17 protein-coding genes are annotated in these 18,469 nt (G+C 60.0%); 6 read left to right on the top strand and 11 right to left on the bottom strand.

Annotation, left to right across the window (positions count from 1 at the left end; all coding sequences use genetic code 11):
• Nucleotides 1-79: 79 nt before the first annotated feature.
• The gene (locus tag HQ945_RS02640; RefSeq protein WP_113281996.1) at nt 80-586 is read left to right on the top strand and encodes a hypothetical protein; all 507 of its coding nucleotides are present in this window, start codon (nt 80-82) and stop codon (nt 584-586) included.
• Nucleotides 587-891: 305 nt separating this feature from the next.
• Here HQ945_RS02640 and HQ945_RS02635 read toward each other — a convergent pair whose 3' ends face one another.
• Genes HQ945_RS02635 through HQ945_RS02625 form a run of 3 tightly spaced genes read right to left on the bottom strand, consistent with a single transcriptional unit; the run spans nt 892 to nt 3,322 of the window.
• Nucleotides 892-1,257 (bottom strand): DUF423 domain-containing protein, encoded by a 366-nt coding sequence (locus HQ945_RS02635; RefSeq protein ID WP_162737276.1) that lies wholly within the window; start codon nt 1,255-1,257, stop codon nt 892-894.
• Nucleotides 1,258-1,283: 26 nt separating this feature from the next.
• A complete protein-coding gene (locus tag HQ945_RS02630; protein ID WP_027229904.1) occupies nt 1,284-2,384 on the bottom strand; it encodes a pyridoxal phosphate-dependent aminotransferase in 1,101 nt (366 codons plus the stop codon).
• A gap of 50 nt (nt 2,385-2,434) precedes the next feature.
• The gene (locus tag HQ945_RS02625; RefSeq protein WP_091919192.1) at nt 2,435-3,322 is read right to left on the bottom strand and encodes a protein-methionine-sulfoxide reductase heme-binding subunit MsrQ; all 888 of its coding nucleotides are present in this window, start codon (nt 3,320-3,322) and stop codon (nt 2,435-2,437) included.
• Between the two features lie 127 nt (nt 3,323-3,449).
• Here HQ945_RS02625 and HQ945_RS02620 point away from each other — a divergent pair, with 127 nt between their 5' ends.
• From HQ945_RS02620 to HQ945_RS02610, 3 genes are all read left to right on the top strand, one after another.
• Nucleotides 3,450-3,950, top strand: coding sequence for a DUF1236 domain-containing protein (locus HQ945_RS02620; RefSeq protein WP_027229903.1), 501 nt, complete (start codon nt 3,450-3,452; stop codon nt 3,948-3,950).
• 191 nt (nt 3,951-4,141) lie between these two features.
• Nucleotides 4,142-5,191, top strand: coding sequence for an aldo/keto reductase (locus HQ945_RS02615; protein WP_113281995.1), 1,050 nt, complete (start codon nt 4,142-4,144; stop codon nt 5,189-5,191).
• Nucleotides 5,192-5,269: 78 nt separating this feature from the next.
• Nucleotides 5,270-6,463, top strand: coding sequence for an MFS transporter (locus HQ945_RS02610; protein WP_425500624.1), 1,194 nt, complete (start codon nt 5,270-5,272; stop codon nt 6,461-6,463).
• Here the strand turns inward: HQ945_RS02610 and HQ945_RS02605 are convergent.
• Nucleotides 6,460-7,749 carry an Hsp70 family protein gene (locus HQ945_RS02605; RefSeq protein ID WP_113281994.1) on the bottom strand — a complete coding sequence of 430 codons (1,290 nt, stop codon included), beginning with the start codon at nt 7,747-7,749 and terminating at the stop codon, nt 6,460-6,462. The genes HQ945_RS02610 and HQ945_RS02605 overlap by 4 nt on opposite strands.
• 120 nt (nt 7,750-7,869) lie before the next feature.
• The gene (locus HQ945_RS02600) at nt 7,870-8,778 is read right to left on the bottom strand and encodes a LysR family transcriptional regulator (protein WP_113281993.1); all 909 of its coding nucleotides are present in this window, start codon (nt 8,776-8,778) and stop codon (nt 7,870-7,872) included.
• A gap of 99 nt (nt 8,779-8,877) precedes the next feature.
• Here HQ945_RS02600 and HQ945_RS02595 point away from each other — a divergent pair, with 99 nt between their 5' ends.
• Nucleotides 8,878-9,882: an aldo/keto reductase gene (locus HQ945_RS02595; RefSeq protein WP_113282076.1), complete on the top strand. Its 1,005-nt coding sequence runs from the start codon at nt 8,878-8,880 to the stop codon at nt 9,880-9,882.
• 35 nt (nt 9,883-9,917) lie between these two features.
• Here HQ945_RS02595 and HQ945_RS02590 read toward each other — a convergent pair whose 3' ends face one another.
• Complete coding sequence (locus HQ945_RS02590; protein WP_228018782.1) at nt 9,918-11,423, bottom strand: MFS transporter; 1,506 nt, start codon at nt 11,421-11,423, stop codon at nt 9,918-9,920.
• A gap of 122 nt (nt 11,424-11,545) precedes the next feature.
• Between HQ945_RS02590 and HQ945_RS02585 the strand changes: the two genes are divergently transcribed.
• On the top strand, nt 11,546-12,451 hold the full coding sequence (locus HQ945_RS02585) for a LysR family transcriptional regulator (protein ID WP_113281992.1): 906 nt from the start codon (nt 11,546-11,548) through the stop codon (nt 12,449-12,451).
• 28 nt (nt 12,452-12,479) lie between these two features.
• On the opposite strand, the gene HQ945_RS02580 is transcribed toward HQ945_RS02585, so the two are convergent.
• The 5 genes from HQ945_RS02580 to HQ945_RS02565 form a co-directional block, all read right to left on the bottom strand.
• Nucleotides 12,480-13,142 (bottom strand): hypothetical protein, encoded by a 663-nt coding sequence (locus HQ945_RS02580; protein ID WP_091919180.1) that lies wholly within the window; start codon nt 13,140-13,142, stop codon nt 12,480-12,482.
• Nucleotides 13,143-13,178: 36 nt separating this feature from the next.
• Entirely contained in the window at nt 13,179-14,216 is a 1,038-nt protein-coding gene (gene gnd, locus HQ945_RS02575; protein ID WP_091919178.1) for a phosphogluconate dehydrogenase (NAD(+)-dependent, decarboxylating), read from the bottom strand.
• 195 nt (nt 14,217-14,411) lie between these two features.
• Nucleotides 14,412-14,666, bottom strand: coding sequence for a hypothetical protein (locus HQ945_RS02570; protein WP_091919176.1), 255 nt, complete (start codon nt 14,664-14,666; stop codon nt 14,412-14,414).
• Nucleotides 14,667-14,870: 204 nt separating this feature from the next.
• Nucleotides 14,871-14,996: a hypothetical protein gene (locus tag HQ945_RS23015; protein ID WP_255453099.1), complete on the bottom strand. Its 126-nt coding sequence runs from the start codon at nt 14,994-14,996 to the stop codon at nt 14,871-14,873.
• Nucleotides 14,997-15,228: 232 nt separating this feature from the next.
• The gene (locus HQ945_RS02565) at nt 15,229-18,450 is read right to left on the bottom strand and encodes an efflux RND transporter permease subunit (RefSeq protein WP_113281991.1); all 3,222 of its coding nucleotides are present in this window, start codon (nt 18,448-18,450) and stop codon (nt 15,229-15,231) included.
• Between the last annotated feature and the right edge of the window lie 19 nt (nt 18,451-18,469).

Raw genomic sequence — 18,469 nt, 5'->3', positions numbered from 1 at the left:
TGCATGGCAAGGAGCGAAAGGTGCATGTAGGATCACCCTGTTAGAGCTTTTTGATGATTCATTTTCAGAGCAGGTTTTCATGATCGATTACCGAATCGCCCGCAAAACTATTGCCCTCGTTTCCGTCCTCGTTCCTTTGAACTACACCTTGCCGGCCAGCGCTCTCAGCATGAAAGAATGCAGCGTCAAATACAAAGCTGCGCAGGCGGCAGGTCAAGCAGCCGGTGTGTCGTGGAATGATTTTCGCAAGGCCAATTGTGCAACCGATGCCGCAAAGACGCCGGCAGCGGCAGCTGAAACCGATGCCCAGCCATCCGATGCCACAGCAGCGGAGGAACCTGTCGCAAAGCCGAAAAAGTCGCCAAAGAAGACCGACACCACGGCGACATTGAACTCCGGCAAGGCGACGTACCCCTCATCGGTGGCGGCGAAATTTGCTTCAGAAACGCCGGCCAAGGCGCGGATGCACACCTGTCTCGAGCAATATCACGCCAACAAGGAGAAGGGCACTTTGGGCGGCTTGCGCTGGATCCAGCAGGGCGGCGGCTATTACTCGACGTGCAATGCGAGGCTCAAGGGTAACTGATGCCGCAGAAACCGTTGCCGATGCATTCCTCCAAATGCGGCGGCGGTGGCACAGTCGATCTCCCAGAAAAGAGGATCGCGTTTCTTGAAAAGTCTTTCCGAAAAGTGGATGCCAGCGGGATATCTTGATGGGGGATACGCGGGGCCGAGGGAAGATGTTTTCTATCTGAAGGAAGCGTCAACCGTTGCCGTCTGCGAGCTTCGCGGGCGCGTCAACATCCTGCCGACGACCGCCAGACTTGCCCGCCTCTCGAGCCTGCCGTCGGCGCCTTTGCAATCATAAACAATTGGCCGATGGCGAGCCGTTTATCTATGGCTTTTGAAATCCAGCCCGCGAAAAGCCGTCGCCGCAACGATCAGCCATCCAAGAATAAGCAGTGAGCCGCCCAGCGGCGCTGCAAAAGCGAAGAGCCGGTCGCCGGTATAATCGCGTGCCGCAAGATCGCCGATAAAGAACAAGAGCCCGAGCACCAGCACCAGACCGCCGAAATAGGCGGCCTTGCTCATCCTGGCGAGAATAGCGAGGGCAAGAAACGCCGGCGCATGGATGGAAAGGATCGGCGCAATCGTCGCCATATGTCCGCTTGCGCTATGAGCCGCGGCCGCATAGGCGGCGATGCCCGCCGCTCCGAAAAGACCACCAAGGCCAACAAAGGCGCGATTGATATCCACCGGGGTTTCTCCGTGATTTTGAGGCTTCAAGCAAGTGAGGCGAGGGCGAGCGGAAGCTGCTCGGCGAAATAATCGAGTTCGTGTTCCAGCCCCACACTCACCCGAATGCAGCGGTCGAGCCCGGGCGCCATGGGCTTGCGCACAAAGACGTCACGCTCGATAAGCGCGTTGAGGACGGAGAGCGCGAAGGGCCCATCGCGGCCGCAATCGATGGTGACGAAATTCGTGGCGGACGGGATCGCCCTCAAGCCATTTCCGGCGGCGATCTGCGCGATACGGTCGCGACCGGCTATGATCCGCGCGATGACCGATGTCAGGTAATCTTGATCCTTCAACGCGGCGAGCGCTGCCGCCTGGGTCAGCCGGTTCATGCCAAAATGGTTGCGTATCTTGTCGAAGGCAAGGATTTGCCGCTCAGCGCCGATGGCATAGCCACAGCGCATGCCGGCAAGGCCATATGCCTTGGAGAATGTGCGCATGCGCAACACGTTGGGGCGCGAAACGTCGATCGGCGGCATGGCAGAGGCAGGCGCGGTTTCGCCATAGGCCTCGTCGAGGATCAGCATCGTTGTGGTAGGCAGCCTTGCGATGAAACGTTCAATATCCGCCGCTGCCCACCACGTTCCCATCGGGTTGTCTGGATTGGAGAAATAGACCAGCGGTGCGTTTTCGCGCTCGACGGCGTCAAGCAGAGCGTCAAGGTCTTCCCTGTCATCGCGATAAGGCACCGTGACCAGTCGCCCGCCAAATCCCGCGACATGGAAATTGAATGTCGGATAGGCGCCGAGCGAGGTGACGACGGGCGTACCCTGCTGAACATATTGGCGCACCGCAAGCCCGAGCAGCGTATCGACGCCTTCGCCGACGACGACGTTGCCCGGCGCCACACCGAGATGGGCGGCCAGGGCCTGCTTCAGATCGAAGTTCTCCGGATCGGCATATTTCCAGGCATCCGCCGCATTTTCCTGCATGGCGGCAATGACTGACGGCGCCGGACCGAAACTGTTTTCATTGGCACCAAGCCGCGCCCGGAAAATGCGGTTGCGTTTGCGCTCGAGCGCTTCAGGTCCGACGAATGGCACTGTCGAGGGCAAGGAGTCGATGAGGGGGGTAAATTGCGGTTCCATGGCAAAAGCGATAGCAGTTTTTGCGTCGGTGAAAAGCAAAACTTCTGCGTTTACTTGGCCGATAGCGGATTGATCTTGCGGCCATCATTGCCAATCATCGGTCTTATCGCCGCCCAGAAGGCGGGTATCAGACAGGCCATCAGGACCCACCAGGTTGGCCGGATCGAGTGGCTGAAACTGAGATTGGCGAGGAGGACGCGGGACGGGGGGATCCGCGTCGCAACGGCGAACCAGGCATATTCGATGAGGACTGTTCCAAACGCCGCGATGACGGCGATGGCGATGAGCGTCGGTACTGCCGCTATATCAAAATCCCACACCTTGGCCACGCGATAGGCGAGAAGCGCGAGCAAAAGCCCCGCCATTAAGGTGGGCTCCGTCACATCGGCCTTCGACTGCATGAAGAAATGCAGGATACCGAGGGCGGCCAGCGGATAAGCCAGACGGTGCAGCCTGTTCCAGTTTTTCCCCATGCGCCGGATCATGGCATCCGTCGAGGTGACGCCGAGCGCTACCAATCCGAGGAGGGTGACAAAACCGATAAGCAGGTAGATGCGCAGCCAGATTTCGGTGGCGACCCTTGAAAGGTTGAAGTTCTGATCGACGATGTAGAGCGAAAAATGCAGGAGCGCGTAGGCAAGGGCCGTCAGCCCCAATATGCGCCGGACAAGAATGAGCTTCGACCAACGCGTAATGGCGCGAAGTGGTGAAATCGTCAGCGAGACCAGAAAGAAACGGATGGCCCAATCGCCGGTCTCGTGGATCGCCTGGGTAATTGGCCGGGGCCCCAGAATGTTGGTCTTGTAGCTTGCAGCAATCCACAACAGAGGCAGAAAAGCGACCGCCAGCGCTGCGATCTTGATGACCGATGGCTTACCGGCTCGATCATTCCACGGATACTTCATGGCGATCCTGTTTTGGCGTTTCGTCTGCGTCATTTACGGCCATAACCGACCCGAAGGTTCAACACAACAAGCCGTGAAGGCGCCAATGCGCCTGCCATTTTCTCGGAACCATATCGGCCCCCGCGGGGTTTTCCCTGCGGATGAAACAGGAGAGGTCACAATGAACAAGGTTCTCACACTGACGGCAGCCGCGTTGTTTGCAACGACCGGTTTCGCCCTTGCGCAGGACGTGCTCGTGGAAGTGCCGCAGGGCGCCCGTGACTACGTGATCGCGAATCCGTCCGATCCGGTGGTGCTCGACGACAGTGTTTCACAGGGCTATGTCGTGCCGGAGAGGATCGTTATCCACGAAATTCCGGATAATCCCGATTTTGGCTATGTCTACGTCAACGGTCGTCCGGTGATCGTATCGATGCGCAGCCGCCAAGTGGTCTACCTGTCCGAAAGTTCAAAAGCCGTGCCGGACGATGCGATAACCTATATTGAGCGACATCCGGTTGACACCGTGATGATCGATGGTCCCGTTTCGAGCGGCACGGTCATTCCGGGAGATGTGATGCTCAACGATATCCCGGACCAGCCGCGCTATTCCTACGTCTACGTCGACCAGAGGCCAGCGCTCATCGACCGGAGCACGAGACGCGTCGTTTGGGTGCGTTAAACCGATAGCTGTCGATCACGGCCCGAAGCCGGTTGCGCCTGCAACCGGCTTCGTCGTGTTTGGCAGTTGCTCACGGTGCACATTTGCGTCATCCGGTTCAATCTGGGGGCGACATCTGCGCGCCCGCCACTTACAGATAGGCCCTTCGTCACGTTCCGGCGCAGCCCATCTGCATCATCAGGGAGTCCGACATGGAGTATCGTCAGCTTGGCCGCTCCGGCCTCATCGTGTCTTGCTTGAGCCTCGGTACCATGACTATGGGCGGCAAGGGCAATTTCGCCAAGACCGGCGACACGGACCTTGAAGGTGCGAAGCGTCAGATCGGCATGGCCCTCGACGCCGGCATCAATCTTTTCGATACGGCCGACATCTATTCAGCCGGCGCCTCGGAGGAGATCGTGGGCCAGGCCCTGAAAGGCAAGCGCGACAGCGTCCTGATCGCCACCAAGGCGCGGTTCCGCATGGGTTCGGAAATCAACGATGCCGGCCTGTCGCGCTACCACATTATCCGCGCGGCCGAGGCCAGCCTGAAGCGGCTTGGCACCGACCATATCGACCTTTACCAATTGCACCAGTGGGACGGGCTGACGCCGATTGATGAAACGCTTGAGGCGCTCGACACGCTCATCCGATCCGGAAAAGTGCGCTATGCCGGCGTTTCCAATTTCTCGGCATGGCACCTCATGAAGGCAATTGGCACCGCGGCGCTCAAGAACTACATCGCGCCGGTCAGCCAGCAGATTCACTACAGTCTCGAAGCCCGCGAAGCCGAGTATGAGCTCATTCCGGCAACGCTCGACCAGCAGCTCGGCGTGCTTGTCTGGAGCCCGCTCGCCGGTGGCCTGCTTTCCGGCAAATATCGCCGCGACAAGGACGCGCCCGAAGGCACGCGGCAACTCGCCAATTGGGGCGAACCGCCGATCCGCGACCAGGAACGGCTCTACGATATTGTCGACGTGCTGGTTGAAATCGCAGAAAGCCGCGATGTGTCTGCGGCGCAGATCGCGCTAGCCTGGCTGCTCGGGCGCTCGGGCATCACGTCCGTGATCGTCGGCGCCCGCACGGACGAGCAACTTGCGGACAATCTGAAGGCCGCCGAAATCAGCCTGACGTCCGAGGAGCGGGAAAGACTCGACAAGGTGAGCCTTCTGCCGTTGATCTATCCCTATTGGCATCAGGCGCGCACCGCGTCCGATCGCCTGTCGCAGGCCGATCTTTCCCTGATCGAGCCACATCTATAAGCCACACACAACCGGCGAAGGTGGAGCGCCGGTCTCGAAAGATCGATTTTGGTGCCCCATTCCCGCGACGCCGCCCAAATTGAAACTGCCATCACGGACACGCCCGAATTGCCGGGACTTTCGCCGGCCCTTACGTTTCTGTTCGCTTTCGCCTGCGGGGCGATGGTAGGCAATATCTACTATGCGCAGGCCTTGATCGGCCTGATCAGCACCGACCTCGACATGCATGGCGGCATGGCTGGCTTCATCGTCACGGTGACTCAGCTCGGTTATGGTGCCGGACTGCTCTTCCTCGTCTCCCTAGCCGATCTCGTTGAAAATCGTCTCCTTGTCCTTCTAACTCTGGCTGGCACGGCGATCGGTCTTGCCGGCGCCGCCATGTCCGGATCGGCAACGACATTTCTGTTTTTTTCCTTTGCCATCGGCTTTTTTGCCTGCGGCGCGCAGGTGCTCGTACCCTTCGCCTCGCATCTGGTGCCGGCGGCATCGCGCGGGCGCACCATCGGCAACGTCATGGCTGGTCTCCTGACCGGCATCATGCTGGCGCGACCGCTTGCCAACCTTGTTGCCTCGGAGTTCGGCTGGCGGGCGATCTTCTGGATTTCCGCGGGGGCCATGCTCGTCGTCCTCGCCCTACTGCGCATTGCGCTCCCGCTCCGCCGTCCCCACGGTTCAATGGGCTACGGCGCAATCCTGAAATCCATGGCGCATCTGCTGGTGACCACACCCGCCCTGCAGCGCCGGGCAATCTACCAGGGCATTATCTTTGCGAGCTTCAACCTGTTCTGGACGGCGATCCCGCTGCTGCTGACTGAAAGATTTGGTTACAGCCAGCGTCAGATCGCTCTCTTCGCCCTTGCCGGAGCAGCGGGCGCGGCAGCGGCCCCGATCGCCGGGCGGCTTGCCGATCGCGGCCACACACAGCGCGGGACTGCGATCGCCATGATCACGCTGACGATCTGGTTTCTCGTGGCAGGTTGGGCAGGCACCGCTATTTCCATCGCTGCGCTGGTGCTTTCGGCGATCTTCATCGACAGCGCCGTGCAGACCAACCAGATACTCAGCCAGCGCATCATCTTCTCGCTGAACGACCATGCGCGCGGACGCTTGAATGCCGTCTATATGACGATCGTCTTCCTGCTCGGCTCGGCGGGATCCGCGCTTGCTGCGGCAACCTATTTCTATGGCGGCTGGTGGGCGACGGCAGCGTCAGGTGCGGCACTCGGCCTTTTGGTGCTGCTTATCTTTGCGACCGAGCGAAAAGCGGTCTAGACGGCCCACTGCCTGACGTCGTCGCGCTCTCCAATGAGTGCGAGCCCATGGGCGATCGACAGGAGTTCACCGCCGGTCTCAATGCGGCTGTGATCGAAGCGCTCGGTAAAGATGCGCCGCACGGCGGGCACGAACGAGGTCCCGCCGGTCAGGAATACCTTGTCGATTGCCCCGGCAGGCGTCGCCGTCTTTTCGAGAACGTCGTCGAGCGCGCCTTCAATGCGGGCAAGGTCGCCCGCGATCCACGACTCGAAGTCGGCGCGCCGGATCGTCTTGTGGCCGCCGCGACCAAGCGGTGCGAAATCGAACGCCGCTTCATCGCCGGACGAAAGCGCGATCTTGGTGGCGGAGACTGCCTGGTAGAGCGGGTAGCCCTCGTCATGTTCGACGAGATCGACGAAGAGTTCGAGCCGTTCCGGATCGAGGCTATCCCGGACAAGTTTCTTCAGCGCCGAAAATTCCTTCGAGGTCTTGAAGATCGAAAGCTGGTTCCAGCGGCCGAAATTGGCATACCAGGAGGCGGGTACTTCCAGTGTCTTGTCGAAGCTCTTGAAGAAGCTGCCTTTTCCGATTTGCGGCGCGACGATCTGGTCGATCATTCGATAGTCGAAATGGTCGCCGGCAATGCCGACGCCTGAATGTCCGACTGGAGTGGCGCTGAGCTTGCCGCCGGTCGTTTCGAAGCGGATGATCGAATAGTCGGTCGTGCCGCCGCCGAAATCTGCAACGAGCACTGTTGCGTCGGATTTCAGGTTCTGGGCGAAGTAGAAGGCCGCGGCCACAGGCTCGTAGACGAAATGAATTTCTGGGAAGCCGAAGCGGGTCAGCGCCGCGTTGTAACGTTCGACGGCCAGTCGCGGATCGGGATTGGCGCCAGCGAAATGCACGGGCCGTCCGGTGACGATCCGCGATATATCGGCCGGCCAGTGATCGCCGGCATAAGTCCTGAGCCGACGCAGGAAAATCTCCATCAGGTCTTCGAAGGTCTGGCGCTTGGCGAAGATCAGCGTGCCCTGAAACAGGGGGCTTGCGGCAAATGTCTTGATCGACTGCAGGAAACGGCATTCGCCGGGATGATCGATGAACTGGCGGATGGCAGCGTGGCCGGCCTCGACTTTGAGGGCCGCGGCGCCAGCGCGCGGGTCCTTCATGAAGGAGAGGGCGGTGCGCATGCTGTCGGCGGTGCCGGCCGTGCTGGTGAAGGCAAGGGAGCGTGTCGAACGGCCCTCCGCGAGCGCCATGACCGTATTGGTCGTGCCGAAATCAAAGCCCAGCGCGTGTGCCATGGCAGCGCTCCTTCTATCGCGTGATGTCATTAAGGTCGGAATTCAGCGGATGCGAAATGCGCACCCGGCAAGGGAGGCGCGTCATGGCATAGTCGCCGCTGCGATGCAAGGCCAGCCGCCTTATTTTGACGGCGATTTAGCGGATGCCTTTATGAAGTCGACGAATGCGCGCAGCGGTGCTGGCATGTGTTTGCGGCTTGGATAGTAAAGGCGCGGACCGGTAAAGCTCTGCCAATATGGGCTGAGGACCGCGACCAGCGCGCCGCTGGCGAGCGCTTCGGCAAGAAATTCCTCAAATGTATAGACCAGCCCCAGACCGTCGATCGCTGCTTTGACCTCCATTTCGGCTGTCGACGCAATGAGTGGGCCCTTGGGCGTCACCTTGATCACTTGTCCATTCCGTTCGAATTCCCAATGCGGAATGTAGCCACTGCTGAAGCGGTGACGGATACAGGCATGGTTCACCAGGTCGCGCGGATGGGCGGGGACGCCGTGGGCCGAAAGGTAGGAGGGCGCCGCCGCTGCGACGAACCGCTGGGTCGGGGGCCCGATTGGGATTGCGATCATGTCGCGCTCGATACGTTCATCATAACGGATGCCGGCGTCGAACCCAGCGGCGAGCACGTCGATGAATGTGTCGGAGGCGGTGATCTCGAGCGTGATACCTGGATGGGCCGCAAGAAAAGCGTTGATGATTGGCGGCAAGATCCGTTCCGCTACGATGACCGGAACATTGAGCTTGAGCGTCCCCGTCGGACTGTCGCGGAAACTGTTCATGCTGTCGAGCGCGCCGGCGATCTCGCCAAGGGCCGGCGTTAATCGTTCGATGAGGAGTTTGCCGGCCTCGGTCGGAGTAACGCTCCGCGTGGTGCGGTTGAGAAGCCGCACGCCGATACGGGCCTCAAGGCGGCGTATGGCTTCGCTCAGCGCGGAGGCGGACACGCCGCGCATCGTCGCTGCGGCGCGGAAATTCCGCGTCTGCGCCACCGCAACCAGCGCGCTGAGATCAGAGAGATCAGGATCTGTCATTGTGCAGTTTTCCAAACAACCCATGCGCAATATAGCGGATTATCGCACAAATACAGAGAGCCTATAGTGCTTTCAACCGAGGCAAAGGAATTGAACGAAATGCAACATCATCAACTTGGAAAGACCGGGCCGCGCGTATCGCAGATCGGGCTCGGCTGCATGGGCATGTCGGGCATGTATGGGCCGTCCGATCGCGCTGAAAGCATTGCCACCATCCACGCCGCGCTCGATGCGGGTATCAACCTCATCGACACCGGCGATTTCTACGGAATGGGTCACAACGAATTGCTGATTGCCGAGGCGCTTAAGGGTGTCAGGCGTCAGGATGCGGTGCTCAGCGTCAAGTTCGGCGGGCTGCGCGACCCAGCAGGCGGCTGGACCGGTTTTGACGGGCGGCCGCAGGCGGTCAAGAACTTCGCAGCCTATTCGCTGCAGCGCCTCGGTGTCGACTATATCGACATTTACCGCCCCGCACGGCTCGACCCGGCCGTACCGATTGAAGAAACGATAGGCGCAATTGCCGATCTCGTGAAAGCTGGTTACGTCAGGCATATCGGGCTTTCCGAGGTGGGCTCGGAGACGATCCGCCGTGCTGCCGCGGTCCATCCGGTCGTCGATTTGCAGATCGAGTATTCACTGATTTCGCGTGGTATCGAGGACAATATCCTTGAGACCTGCCGCTCACTTGGCATCGCCATCACAGCCTATGGCGTGCTGTCGCGGGGGCTGATCAGTGGCCACTGGACGAAGGAGAGCGCGCAGACCGGTGACTGGCGCGCCCATAGTCCCCGTTTCCAGGCCGAAAATGTTGACGCCAACCTGGCGCTCGTCGAAGCGCTGAAGAAGATCGCGGAGGCAAAGGGCGTGTCAGTCGCGCAGATCGCCATTGCCTGGGTCGTAGCGCAGGGGAGCGATATTTTCCCCGTCATTGGCGCGCGCCGCCGCGATCGTCTGGCTGAAACGCTTGGTGCTCTCGATGCAAGCCTCAGCCGCGATGACCTTGCGGCTATCGAAAAGGCCGTGCCGAAGGGTGCCGCAGCCGGCGACCGCTATGCTGCGTTCCAGATGGCTCATCTCGACAGCGAGGCGTCGGCACATCGATAGGTTCCCTTGGCCCGCCTTGCAAGGCGGGCCCGCACCTAGCTCCCCGACGCCGCAGCCAATCTGACTTTGTCGCAGCGCCGGGGAAGAACCGTTAAACTGAGTGCGCCCATGATCCAGGCGGCAGTTGCACCATAGAGCATCACCCAGCCAAATCCGTTGTTCAACGCGCTTATTGCTTGTTCGTGTGAAACGCCTGCGGCGACTGCCTCGGAGAAATTGCCGGCGGCTATAGCGTCGATCAGGGCCGCAGATGCGGGAAAATTCGGGGCGAGGGCGCCGGAAATGCCCAGAACGAGTATGAAGCCCATCAAAGCGATGTTGACCGCCAGCGAGATCATGCGGGCGCTCATGTCCATTCCCGATGCCATGCCCGCGCGTTCGACCGGCAGTGCGCCGGTGGCGGTGTTGGTGACGGGCGTATTCGTCAATCCCAATCCGATCCCGGCGACAATGCAGCCGGGCACAATCGCAATGGCAGCTTGATCACCGAACGTCGCAAAGCGCATCAGCAGAAAGCCCGTACCGATCGTAAAGAGTCCGAGAGGAATGACGTACCGTGGTCCCCGCTGCAGGAGCAGGCGCTCAGCAAGCGGCGGAACGACAAGGCTGGGAACCGTGTAGGCAAGCAGAATAAACCCGGCTTCGATACTGTCGTAGCCTAGGACCGCCTGTAGGAAGATCGGCAAGTAGATGACGAATGGCCAGAAGCTGAAGTTCATGCCGCTCGATCCCAAGAGAGCACCGGAGAAGAGGCGCACTTTAAAAGTGCGGAAGTCGAACATCGGCCGGGAAATGGAGTTCTCGATGACGATGAATGCCAGCAGGCTGATGCCGCTCGATGCCAGAATTGCCAACCCGTGCAGACTGGTCAATCCAATGGCTTGCCCCTGGGTGATGAAGTAGACAAGGCAGAACACGGATAGCGAGAGGGCCGCCATGCCGGCAAAGTCGATCCGCGTCGCGTGCGGATCGCGCGACTCGACCACGCCTGCGAGCGTAAGAAAAGCGGTGCCGACCGCAAGCACCGTGTGGATCAGGAATACCCATTGCCAGCCTGCAAAGCTCGCGATCAGGCTTCCGATAATGGGACCAAAGCCGAGCCCGATCCCGAAAATAATGCCCCACCAGCCAAATGCGCGTGCCCTTTCCTTGTCGCTGCGAAACTGATCGGAAAGAACGGCGACCTGACACGCCAGCATTGCGGCGCCGCTTGCGCCTTGCAGAAAGCGTGCACCGATGAGCAGCGACGGGGTGTTAGCCAGACCGCAAGCGAAAGATGCCGCGCCAAAAACAATTATCCCGATCAGGAAAATACGCTTGCGGCCAAAACGATCCGCCAGCGCGCCCATCGCCATCAGCACCGTGCACATGGCGATCGTATAGGCATTCATTATCCATTGAAGCTCCTTGAAGCTTGCCGGCAGAACGCTCTGGAGCGTCGGCAGGATGGAGGGAATGCTGGAGATTTCGAGCCCGAGCATAAGCGCGGACAAGCAGACGGCGGCCAGCGCCATCGTATTTCTTGAAACGTCGGTTGTCATGATTGCCTTGATCGAATGAGCGGCCAGTACCTTGGCTGCGAGGGAACACCGACGAGCAAAATGTCGCGAAGTTGATGACAACACAATCGTATGATAACGCATATCAGTGATAACAAAACTGGATGATTGAAGTGATTTCACTTGAAGTGGATGCCGTACGAGCCTTCGTGACCATTGCCGATTTTCAAAGCTTCACGCGTGCAGCGGAGGTGCTGGGAACGACTCAGGGCGCAATCAGCGTAAAGCTGAAACGACTGGAGGACCGGCTGGGGCAAAAATTGCTGGAGCGAACGCCGCGCCAGGTCAGGCTATCGGCCCAGGGCGAGATGTTCATTCAATCGGCGCGGGCCTTTCTTACTGCCCATGAAAGGGCATTGGCCGATCTTACCGCCTCCCGCCGGCGCTTTGCGCTTGGCATAGCGAGCCATGTCATGGGCCCGGAGGTATCATCGTTATTGGCAAAGCTGAAGTCGCTGGATCCGACACTGATAATCGAGGTTCGTGTCGACAGTTCGCGGTCGCTTTTGGATTTGTACGATGCCGGTTCACTCGATGCGGTCATAATCCGCAGCGATGATGACAGGCGCGATGGCGAAACCCTGGGACCCGAGCATTTCGGGTGGTTCGCAGCGCCGGGATTCGTTCATTGCAAGGGTGAACCCTTGCGCATTGCCGGGATCTCTCCTAGCTGCGTCGTTCGCGACGTTTCGACCAGCCTGCTGGATCGGGCGGCGATTTCGTGGACGGAGGTTTTCATTGGAAGCACGTCCGCAATTGTCGCCGCCCTCTCGGCAGGGCTTGCCGTCGCCGCATTTCCACACAGGCTGGCGCCGGCCGATGTCGTGGAAGTCAGCGAAAGATTTGCGCTGCCGCCGCTGCCTTCCTTGTCGATTGTCTTGCACTCTTCCCTGACGGATCCGAAGAGCCGGGAAGCGCTTCGGGCCATAACCGCGGCCTTTCGCGAGCATCCGCGGTCAGCCCCCCAAAGGACAGTCACAAGTCTGTCTGGCCATGCGCTTATTGGATGATGGCCGCGCACGCGCGCGATCCCATTCATTACATCGGCGGAACGATACCGTTGGTCCCGACGACGATGCGCTTTGTCGAAAGGCTGTCGCCATTGCCGCGCTCGGCTGAGATGAACACCGTGGCGCCAGGCTTCAGGTCATCCTTGCTGGCCTTGGCCAGCGTCACGATAGGCGTTCCATCAGGGATAGCGATCTTCTTTTCCGTACCGTGATAGACGACCGTCAGCGTCCGTCCGTCGATGTCCTCGACCGCATCGGCGACCGTCGCGTTGGTCATGCTGCTATTCGGCTTCAGATCCCAGGGCCGGTCGCCTTCGCCCGTGCCTTTGAGAGCGGCCGGGAAGATCACGACCTCGACGGCGCTCGCAACACCTTCGCTTTTCGGCACATTGGTTATGCCGACGAAATCGCCCTTCTTGATATCGTCGATCGAAGCCTTGGCGACGCCGCCGACCTGCCAGCCGTCACTCAAGGCAACGGTCGCATCGGGTCCTTCGCGAGTTTTCACCACGATCGCAGTGTCGCTCAAGCTTTCGATCGCGCCGCGAACGTTGACGCGTTTGGTGGCTGGCGTTGCTGCCGTCTGCTTGGACATTGTGTTCTCTGCGTGAACCGCGAGCGGGAAGGCGAGCGAAAGCACTCCTCCCAACAGCGCTGCCGGGAAGCCAAATCTCGATGTTATCCTAGCCATGTTTCTGCTCCTGTCAGACAGGCAGCCGGCGCAACCCTATTGCCCGCCGGGCTTGGCCTGCTTTTCCACGTGTCCGCCAAATTCACGGCGCATGGCGGACAGAACCTTGTTGGCGAAATCGGCATTGCCGCGTGAACTGAAGCGCTCGATCAGCGCGGCGCCGAGCACAGGGGCGGGCACCGCCTCGTCGATGGCGGCAATCAGCGTCCAGCGGCCTTCGCCGGAATCCGACACATGCCCCGCATAGCCGGCGAGGCCCGGATCTTCGTAAAGCGCGTCGGCCGTGAGGTCGAGCAGCCATGAACTTATCACGCTGCCACGCCGCCAGACTTCAGCAATGTCGGGAAGATTGAATTGATACTGATAATGTTCAGGGTTCTTGAGCGGTGTCGTCTCGGCATCCGCCTCGTGCGAGCGCAGGCCAATATCGGCATTGCGCAGGATGTTCAGCCCCTCCGAATAGGCGGCCATCAGGCCGTATTCGATGCCATTATGCACCATCTTGACGAAGTGACCGGCGCCGTGCGGGCCGCAATGGAGAAAACCCTGATCTGCGGTGCTTTCGCCCGCCAGCATGGCACGGCGGCTCTCGGTCTCGGGCAGATCGCCCTTTCCCGGCGCGAGTGCTGCGAAGATAGGCGAAAGGTGCTGCACGATGTCCGGTTCCCCGCCGATCATCAGGCAGTAACCCCGTTCAAGGCCGAACACGCCGCCACTCGTCCCGACATCAACATAATGGATGGCGGATGATTTAAGCGCCGCGCCGCGCCGGATGTCGTCGTGGTAATAGGAATTGCCGCCGTCGATGACGATATCATCCTTCTCGAGCAGCGGTACCAGCTTGGCGAGCACCGTATCCACCACAGCTGCGGGCAGCATCAGCCATACCGCACGCGGACGCGACAGCTTTGCCACGAATTCCTCGAGCACGGTCGAGCCATCCGCTCCGAGCCGCTGCAGTTCGGCTACGCTCTCGGCTCTTGTATCGTAGACCACCAGCTCGTGGCCGTGTTTCAACAGGCGCTGCGTCATGTTGCTACCCATGCGCCCCAGCCCAATCATGCCAAGCTGCATTTTAAATCTCCCAGGTCAGAGTAATTTGCATGCAGGCTGCACGTTATCGGCGGCGCGTTCAACAGCCAAGTTATGCCCCGGGCTTTGGCGGTACAAGCACACGCGCGAGTCATAAGATCGTGATGGCCGGAATTGCTGGTGCCTCAGTCCGATGACAGACTCATGAGAGGTTTTGATTGGCTTTCGCCATCGATTCTACCACCAGCCGGGTCCGTAATAGGGCGGTCCGTAAATGAACACGGGCTGGTTGAATTGCATCTGCGCACGACGATCGGCACGCCGGTCGAGATCGAGGCGGAGCAGGCAGTTTGAGAAGGCGGTCGTACCGCGCTTGAAGCCGAAGGAGGCACACTTCTGGTTGTCCATGGCCCGCTGCTGTTCGGGGGTGATGGTCTGACATGCGGCAACGAACAGCAGCAGCAAGAGCGCGAACAACACCGTAAATCTCATCTGTCCCTCCTGGGCCACCAGAATACGAACTTGTCGGCCCGCCGCCATTATGTCGCTTGGCTGGCAGGTTGAACAGTCAGACTTTGGGCATATGATAGGGGAAATGGGGTTTTCAGATAAACAACAAGCCGCCAATCATCAAAAGCACGATGGCGCCCGCCAGGATCGGCAGTATGGAAAAACCTTGGGACGTGTTTTGCGGCCTCAATACCAATTGGGCACGGTCAGCAGGAAAGTTGCTGCGACTTCGGTCAGAAACACAAAGACAACGAAGGGAATAAATCCGTCGCTGACCTTCCGATTATCATTGGCTGCGGCAAAGCTGCTCAAGGCGTTCTCCTGATTTTAACGACCCCCGCGACAGGCGGTAGGATCATGATCGTCAGTGCCGAATTCGGCTGGTCACATAACTGTAACAGTTTGAAACCTTTTGTCACCCAAAAAGTTCCATAACCAAATTGAAATTAGCGCTGGCCGCTTTCTGGCGGAAAAAATCGATGCTGGATCAATGCTTTGATTCGAGCGGCGCGGGTGGGGAAAAAGCCCGCGCCGCCGCGTTTTTTTACTCTGCCGGCGACGGGGCCGGAAGAATCACGTCCGAATTATGGCCTGATGTTGCTTCGAAATGGCTCCCATGCGTCGCATGACGCAAAGGCCGATTCCCGCTGAGCGCCCTGACCAGAACATAGAAGACCGGGGTCATGAACAGTCCGAACAGGGTCACGCCAATCATGCCGGCAAATACCGCGACGCCCATGGCGCTGCGCATTTCAGCGCCCGCCCCGGTCGAGGTAACCAGTGGTACGACGCCCATGATGAAGGCGAGGGACGTCATCAGGATCGGGCGCAGGCGCAACCTGCTCGCTTCGACGACGGCCTTGAAGGGTGTCGCCCCCGCAAACTCGAGCTCACGCGCGAATTCGACAATCAGGATCGCGTTCTTGGCCGACAGACCGACCAGAACGATCAACCCGATCTGCGTGAACACGTTGTTGTCGCCAGCCGTCAGCCAGACGCCGGTCAAGGCAGCGAGGAGCCCGAGCGGCACGATCATGATGATCGACAGCGGCAAGGCCATGCTCTCATACTGGGCCGCAAGTACAAGGAACACGAGAAGGATCGACAGCGGAAAGATCAGATAGGCGGAGTTGCCGGCAATGATCTCCTGGTATGTCAGTTCGGTCCATTCGAAACCGATGCCTGCCGGCAGCGTCTCGGCGGCGATCTTCTCGACAGCCGCGCGTGCCTGGCCGGACGAATATCCGGGCGCGGCATTGCCGTTCACATCGGCGGAGAGGAAGCCGTTATACCGCATCACGCGGTCGGGACCCGCACTGGAATCGACCTTGATCAGGGCGGAAAGCGGGATCATCTCGCCAGTTCCCGACCGTACCTTGAGGTCGCCGATGTCCTCGGCCTTCGCCCGGAAATTCGACTCCGCCTGCATCCGCACGGAATAGGTACGGCCGAACTTATTGAAGTCGTTGACGTAGACGGAACCGAGATAGATCTGCAGCGTGTTGAAGATCTCCGGCAGCGATACGTTGAGTTGGCGCGCCTTGGCGCGATCGACATCTGCGTAAAGCTGCGGAACGTTGATCTGGTAGCTGGAGAAGAGGCCTGTCAGCTCCGGAGCCGCTGCCGCCTTGCCGAGGAATGCCTTGGTTGCGTCGTCGAGCGCCTGGTAGCCGAGGCCGTTACGGTCTTCGATCTGCAACTTGAAGCCGCCGATCGCACCGAGACCCTGCACCGGCGGAGGCGGGAACACGGCGCTGAACGACTCCTGGATGCCGAACAGTTGCTGGTTGAGCTGCATCGCAATCGCTCCGGCGCTGAGTTCCGGCGTCTTGCGCTCTTCGAAGGGCTTGAGCGAGACGAAGACGATACCGGCATTGGCGCTGTTGGTGAAGCCGTTGATCGAGAGGCCCGGGAAAGCAATAGTGCTCTGGACGCCCGGGATCTTCAGCGCGATGTCGCCGATGCGGCGGACGACCGCCTCGGTCCGGTCAAGGGTGGCGCCATCCGGCAACTGGGTGAAGCCGACCAGATATTGCTTGTCCTGCGGCGGAACGAAGCCGCCGGGAACGCTCCTGAACATGAACGCCGTCGCGCCGATGAGGACGAGGTAGATCGCCATCATCAACGTCTTGCGCGAAATGACACCGCGCACGCCCCGGCTATAGCCGTTGGCGCCGCGTGTGAAGACGGCATTGAAGCCACGGAACAGCCAGCCCAGCGACGCGTCCATAAACCGTGTCAGCCGGTCCTTCGGGGCGTCATGTCCCTTGAGGAGCAGGGCGGCGAGGGCAGGCGACAGGGTCAGCGAGTTGAACGCCGAGATCACGGTCGAAATGGCGATCGTCAGCGCGAACTGCCGGTAGAACTGGCCGGTCAGTCCGGTGATGAACGCGAGCGGCACGAACACGGCGACCAGCACAAGCGCAATGGCGATGATCGGTCCCGAAACTTCGCGCATGGCCTGGATGGTCGCCTGCCGGGGCGCAAGCCCGTTTTCGATATTGCGCTCGACATTTTCCACGACGACGATCGCATCGTCGACGACAATGCCGATGGCAAGGACGAGACCGAAGAGACTGAGCGCGTTCACCGAAAAGCCGAAAAGATGCATCACCGCAAATGTGCCGATGATCGAGATCGGCACGGCGATCAGCGGAATGATCGAGGCGCGCCACGTTTGCAGGAAGAGAATGACCACGAGGACGACGAGAACGACAGCTTCAAGCAGCGTATGAACCACGGCCTCGATCGAAGCGCGCACGAACTGCGTCGTATCGTAGACGATTTCGTAGTCGACGCCCTCCGGCATGGTCAGCTTCATCTCGTCCATGACGCTGCGCACCTGATCCGCGATCTGGATCGCATTGGAACCGGGCGCCTGGAAAACCGGGATTGCCACCGCAGGCTTATTGTCGAGCAGCGAGCGCAACGAATACTGCGCCGCGCCAAGCTCGACGCGGGCAATGTCCTTCAGGCGGGTGATCGCCCCGTTGGCCGCCGTCTTGACGATGATCTGCCCGAATTCCTCTTCGGACTGGAGCCGCCCTTGCGCGTTGACCGACAGCTGCAGATTGACGTCGTTGGGGCTCGGCGAAGCACCGATCACGCCCGCAGCCGCCTGGACGTTCTGGGCGCGGATTTCGCTAAGAACGTCGGTTGCCGAGAGACCAAGCTCGGCGGTCTTCTGCGGATCGAGCCAGATGCGCATCGAATAGTCGCCCGAGCCAAACAATTGCACATCGCCGACACCAGTGATGCGGGCAAGCCGGTCCTTGATGTTGATCAGGGCATAGTTGCGCAGATAGGTGATGTCATAGCGGTTGTTGGGGGAGATGAGGTTCACGACCAGCATCAGGTCCGGCGAACTTTTCACCGTGGTTATGCCGAGACTGCGCACCTCCTCGGGCAGGCGCGGTTCTGCCTGCGAGACGCGGTTCTGTACCAGCTGCTGCGCCTTGTCTGGATCGGTACCAAGCGCGAAGGTGACGGTCAGTGTCATCTGGCCGTCGGCAGTCGCCTGGCTGCCCATGTAGAGCATGCCTTCGACGCCGTTGATCGATTCCTCGATCGGCGTCGCCACCGTTTCCGCAATGACCTTGGGATTGGCGCCCGGATACTGCGCGCGCACCACGATCGAAGGCGGTACCACGTCCGGATATTCCGAAACGGGCATCGCCGTGAGGGCAATCAGGCCGCCGAGAAAGATGACGAAAGAAAGAACGCCCGCAAAAATCGGGCGATCGATGAAGAAGTTGGAAATGTTCATGTCATTCCACCTGCCCGGA

This window comes from Phyllobacterium pellucidum (assembly GCF_013327855.1).
GTDB lineage: Bacteria > Pseudomonadota > Alphaproteobacteria > Rhizobiales > Rhizobiaceae > Phyllobacterium > Phyllobacterium pellucidum.
Note: the sequence above shows the minus strand (reverse complement) of the source record. Positions and strands in the feature narration are given on the sequence as shown.

Bases quoted from the DNA above. Each gene is read 5' to 3' on its own strand.
- HQ945_RS02640 (WP_113281996.1), top strand. From the start codon at position 80: ATGATCGATTACCGAATCGCCCGCAAAACTATTGCCCTCGTTTCCGTC.
- HQ945_RS02630 (WP_027229904.1), bottom strand. From the start codon at position 2,384: ATGGAACCGCAATTTACCCCCCTCATCGACTCCTTGCCCTCGACAGTG.
- HQ945_RS02625 (WP_091919192.1), bottom strand. From the start codon at position 3,322: ATGACGCAGACGAAACGCCAAAACAGGATCGCCATGAAGTATCCGTGG.
- HQ945_RS02620 (WP_027229903.1), top strand. From the start codon at position 3,450: ATGAACAAGGTTCTCACACTGACGGCAGCCGCGTTGTTTGCAACGACC.
- HQ945_RS02615 (WP_113281995.1), top strand. From the start codon at position 4,142: ATGGAGTATCGTCAGCTTGGCCGCTCCGGCCTCATCGTGTCTTGCTTG.
- HQ945_RS02605 (WP_113281994.1), bottom strand. From the start codon at position 7,749: ATGGCACACGCGCTGGGCTTTGATTTCGGCACGACCAATACGGTCATG.
- HQ945_RS02600 (WP_113281993.1), bottom strand. From the start codon at position 8,778: ATGACAGATCCTGATCTCTCTGATCTCAGCGCGCTGGTTGCGGTGGCG.
- HQ945_RS02595 (WP_113282076.1), top strand. From the start codon at position 8,878: ATGCAACATCATCAACTTGGAAAGACCGGGCCGCGCGTATCGCAGATC.
- HQ945_RS02590 (WP_228018782.1), bottom strand. From the start codon at position 11,423: ATGACAACCGACGTTTCAAGAAATACGATGGCGCTGGCCGCCGTCTGC.
- HQ945_RS02585 (WP_113281992.1), top strand. From the start codon at position 11,546: ATGATTGAAGTGATTTCACTTGAAGTGGATGCCGTACGAGCCTTCGTG.
- HQ945_RS02580 (WP_091919180.1), bottom strand. From the start codon at position 13,142: ATGGCTAGGATAACATCGAGATTTGGCTTCCCGGCAGCGCTGTTGGGA.
- gnd (WP_091919178.1), bottom strand. From the start codon at position 14,216: ATGCAGCTTGGCATGATTGGGCTGGGGCGCATGGGTAGCAACATGACG.
- HQ945_RS02570 (WP_091919176.1), bottom strand. From the start codon at position 14,666: ATGAGATTTACGGTGTTGTTCGCGCTCTTGCTGCTGCTGTTCGTTGCC.
- HQ945_RS02565 (WP_113281991.1), bottom strand. From the start codon at position 18,450: ATGAACATTTCCAACTTCTTCATCGATCGCCCGATTTTTGCGGGCGTT.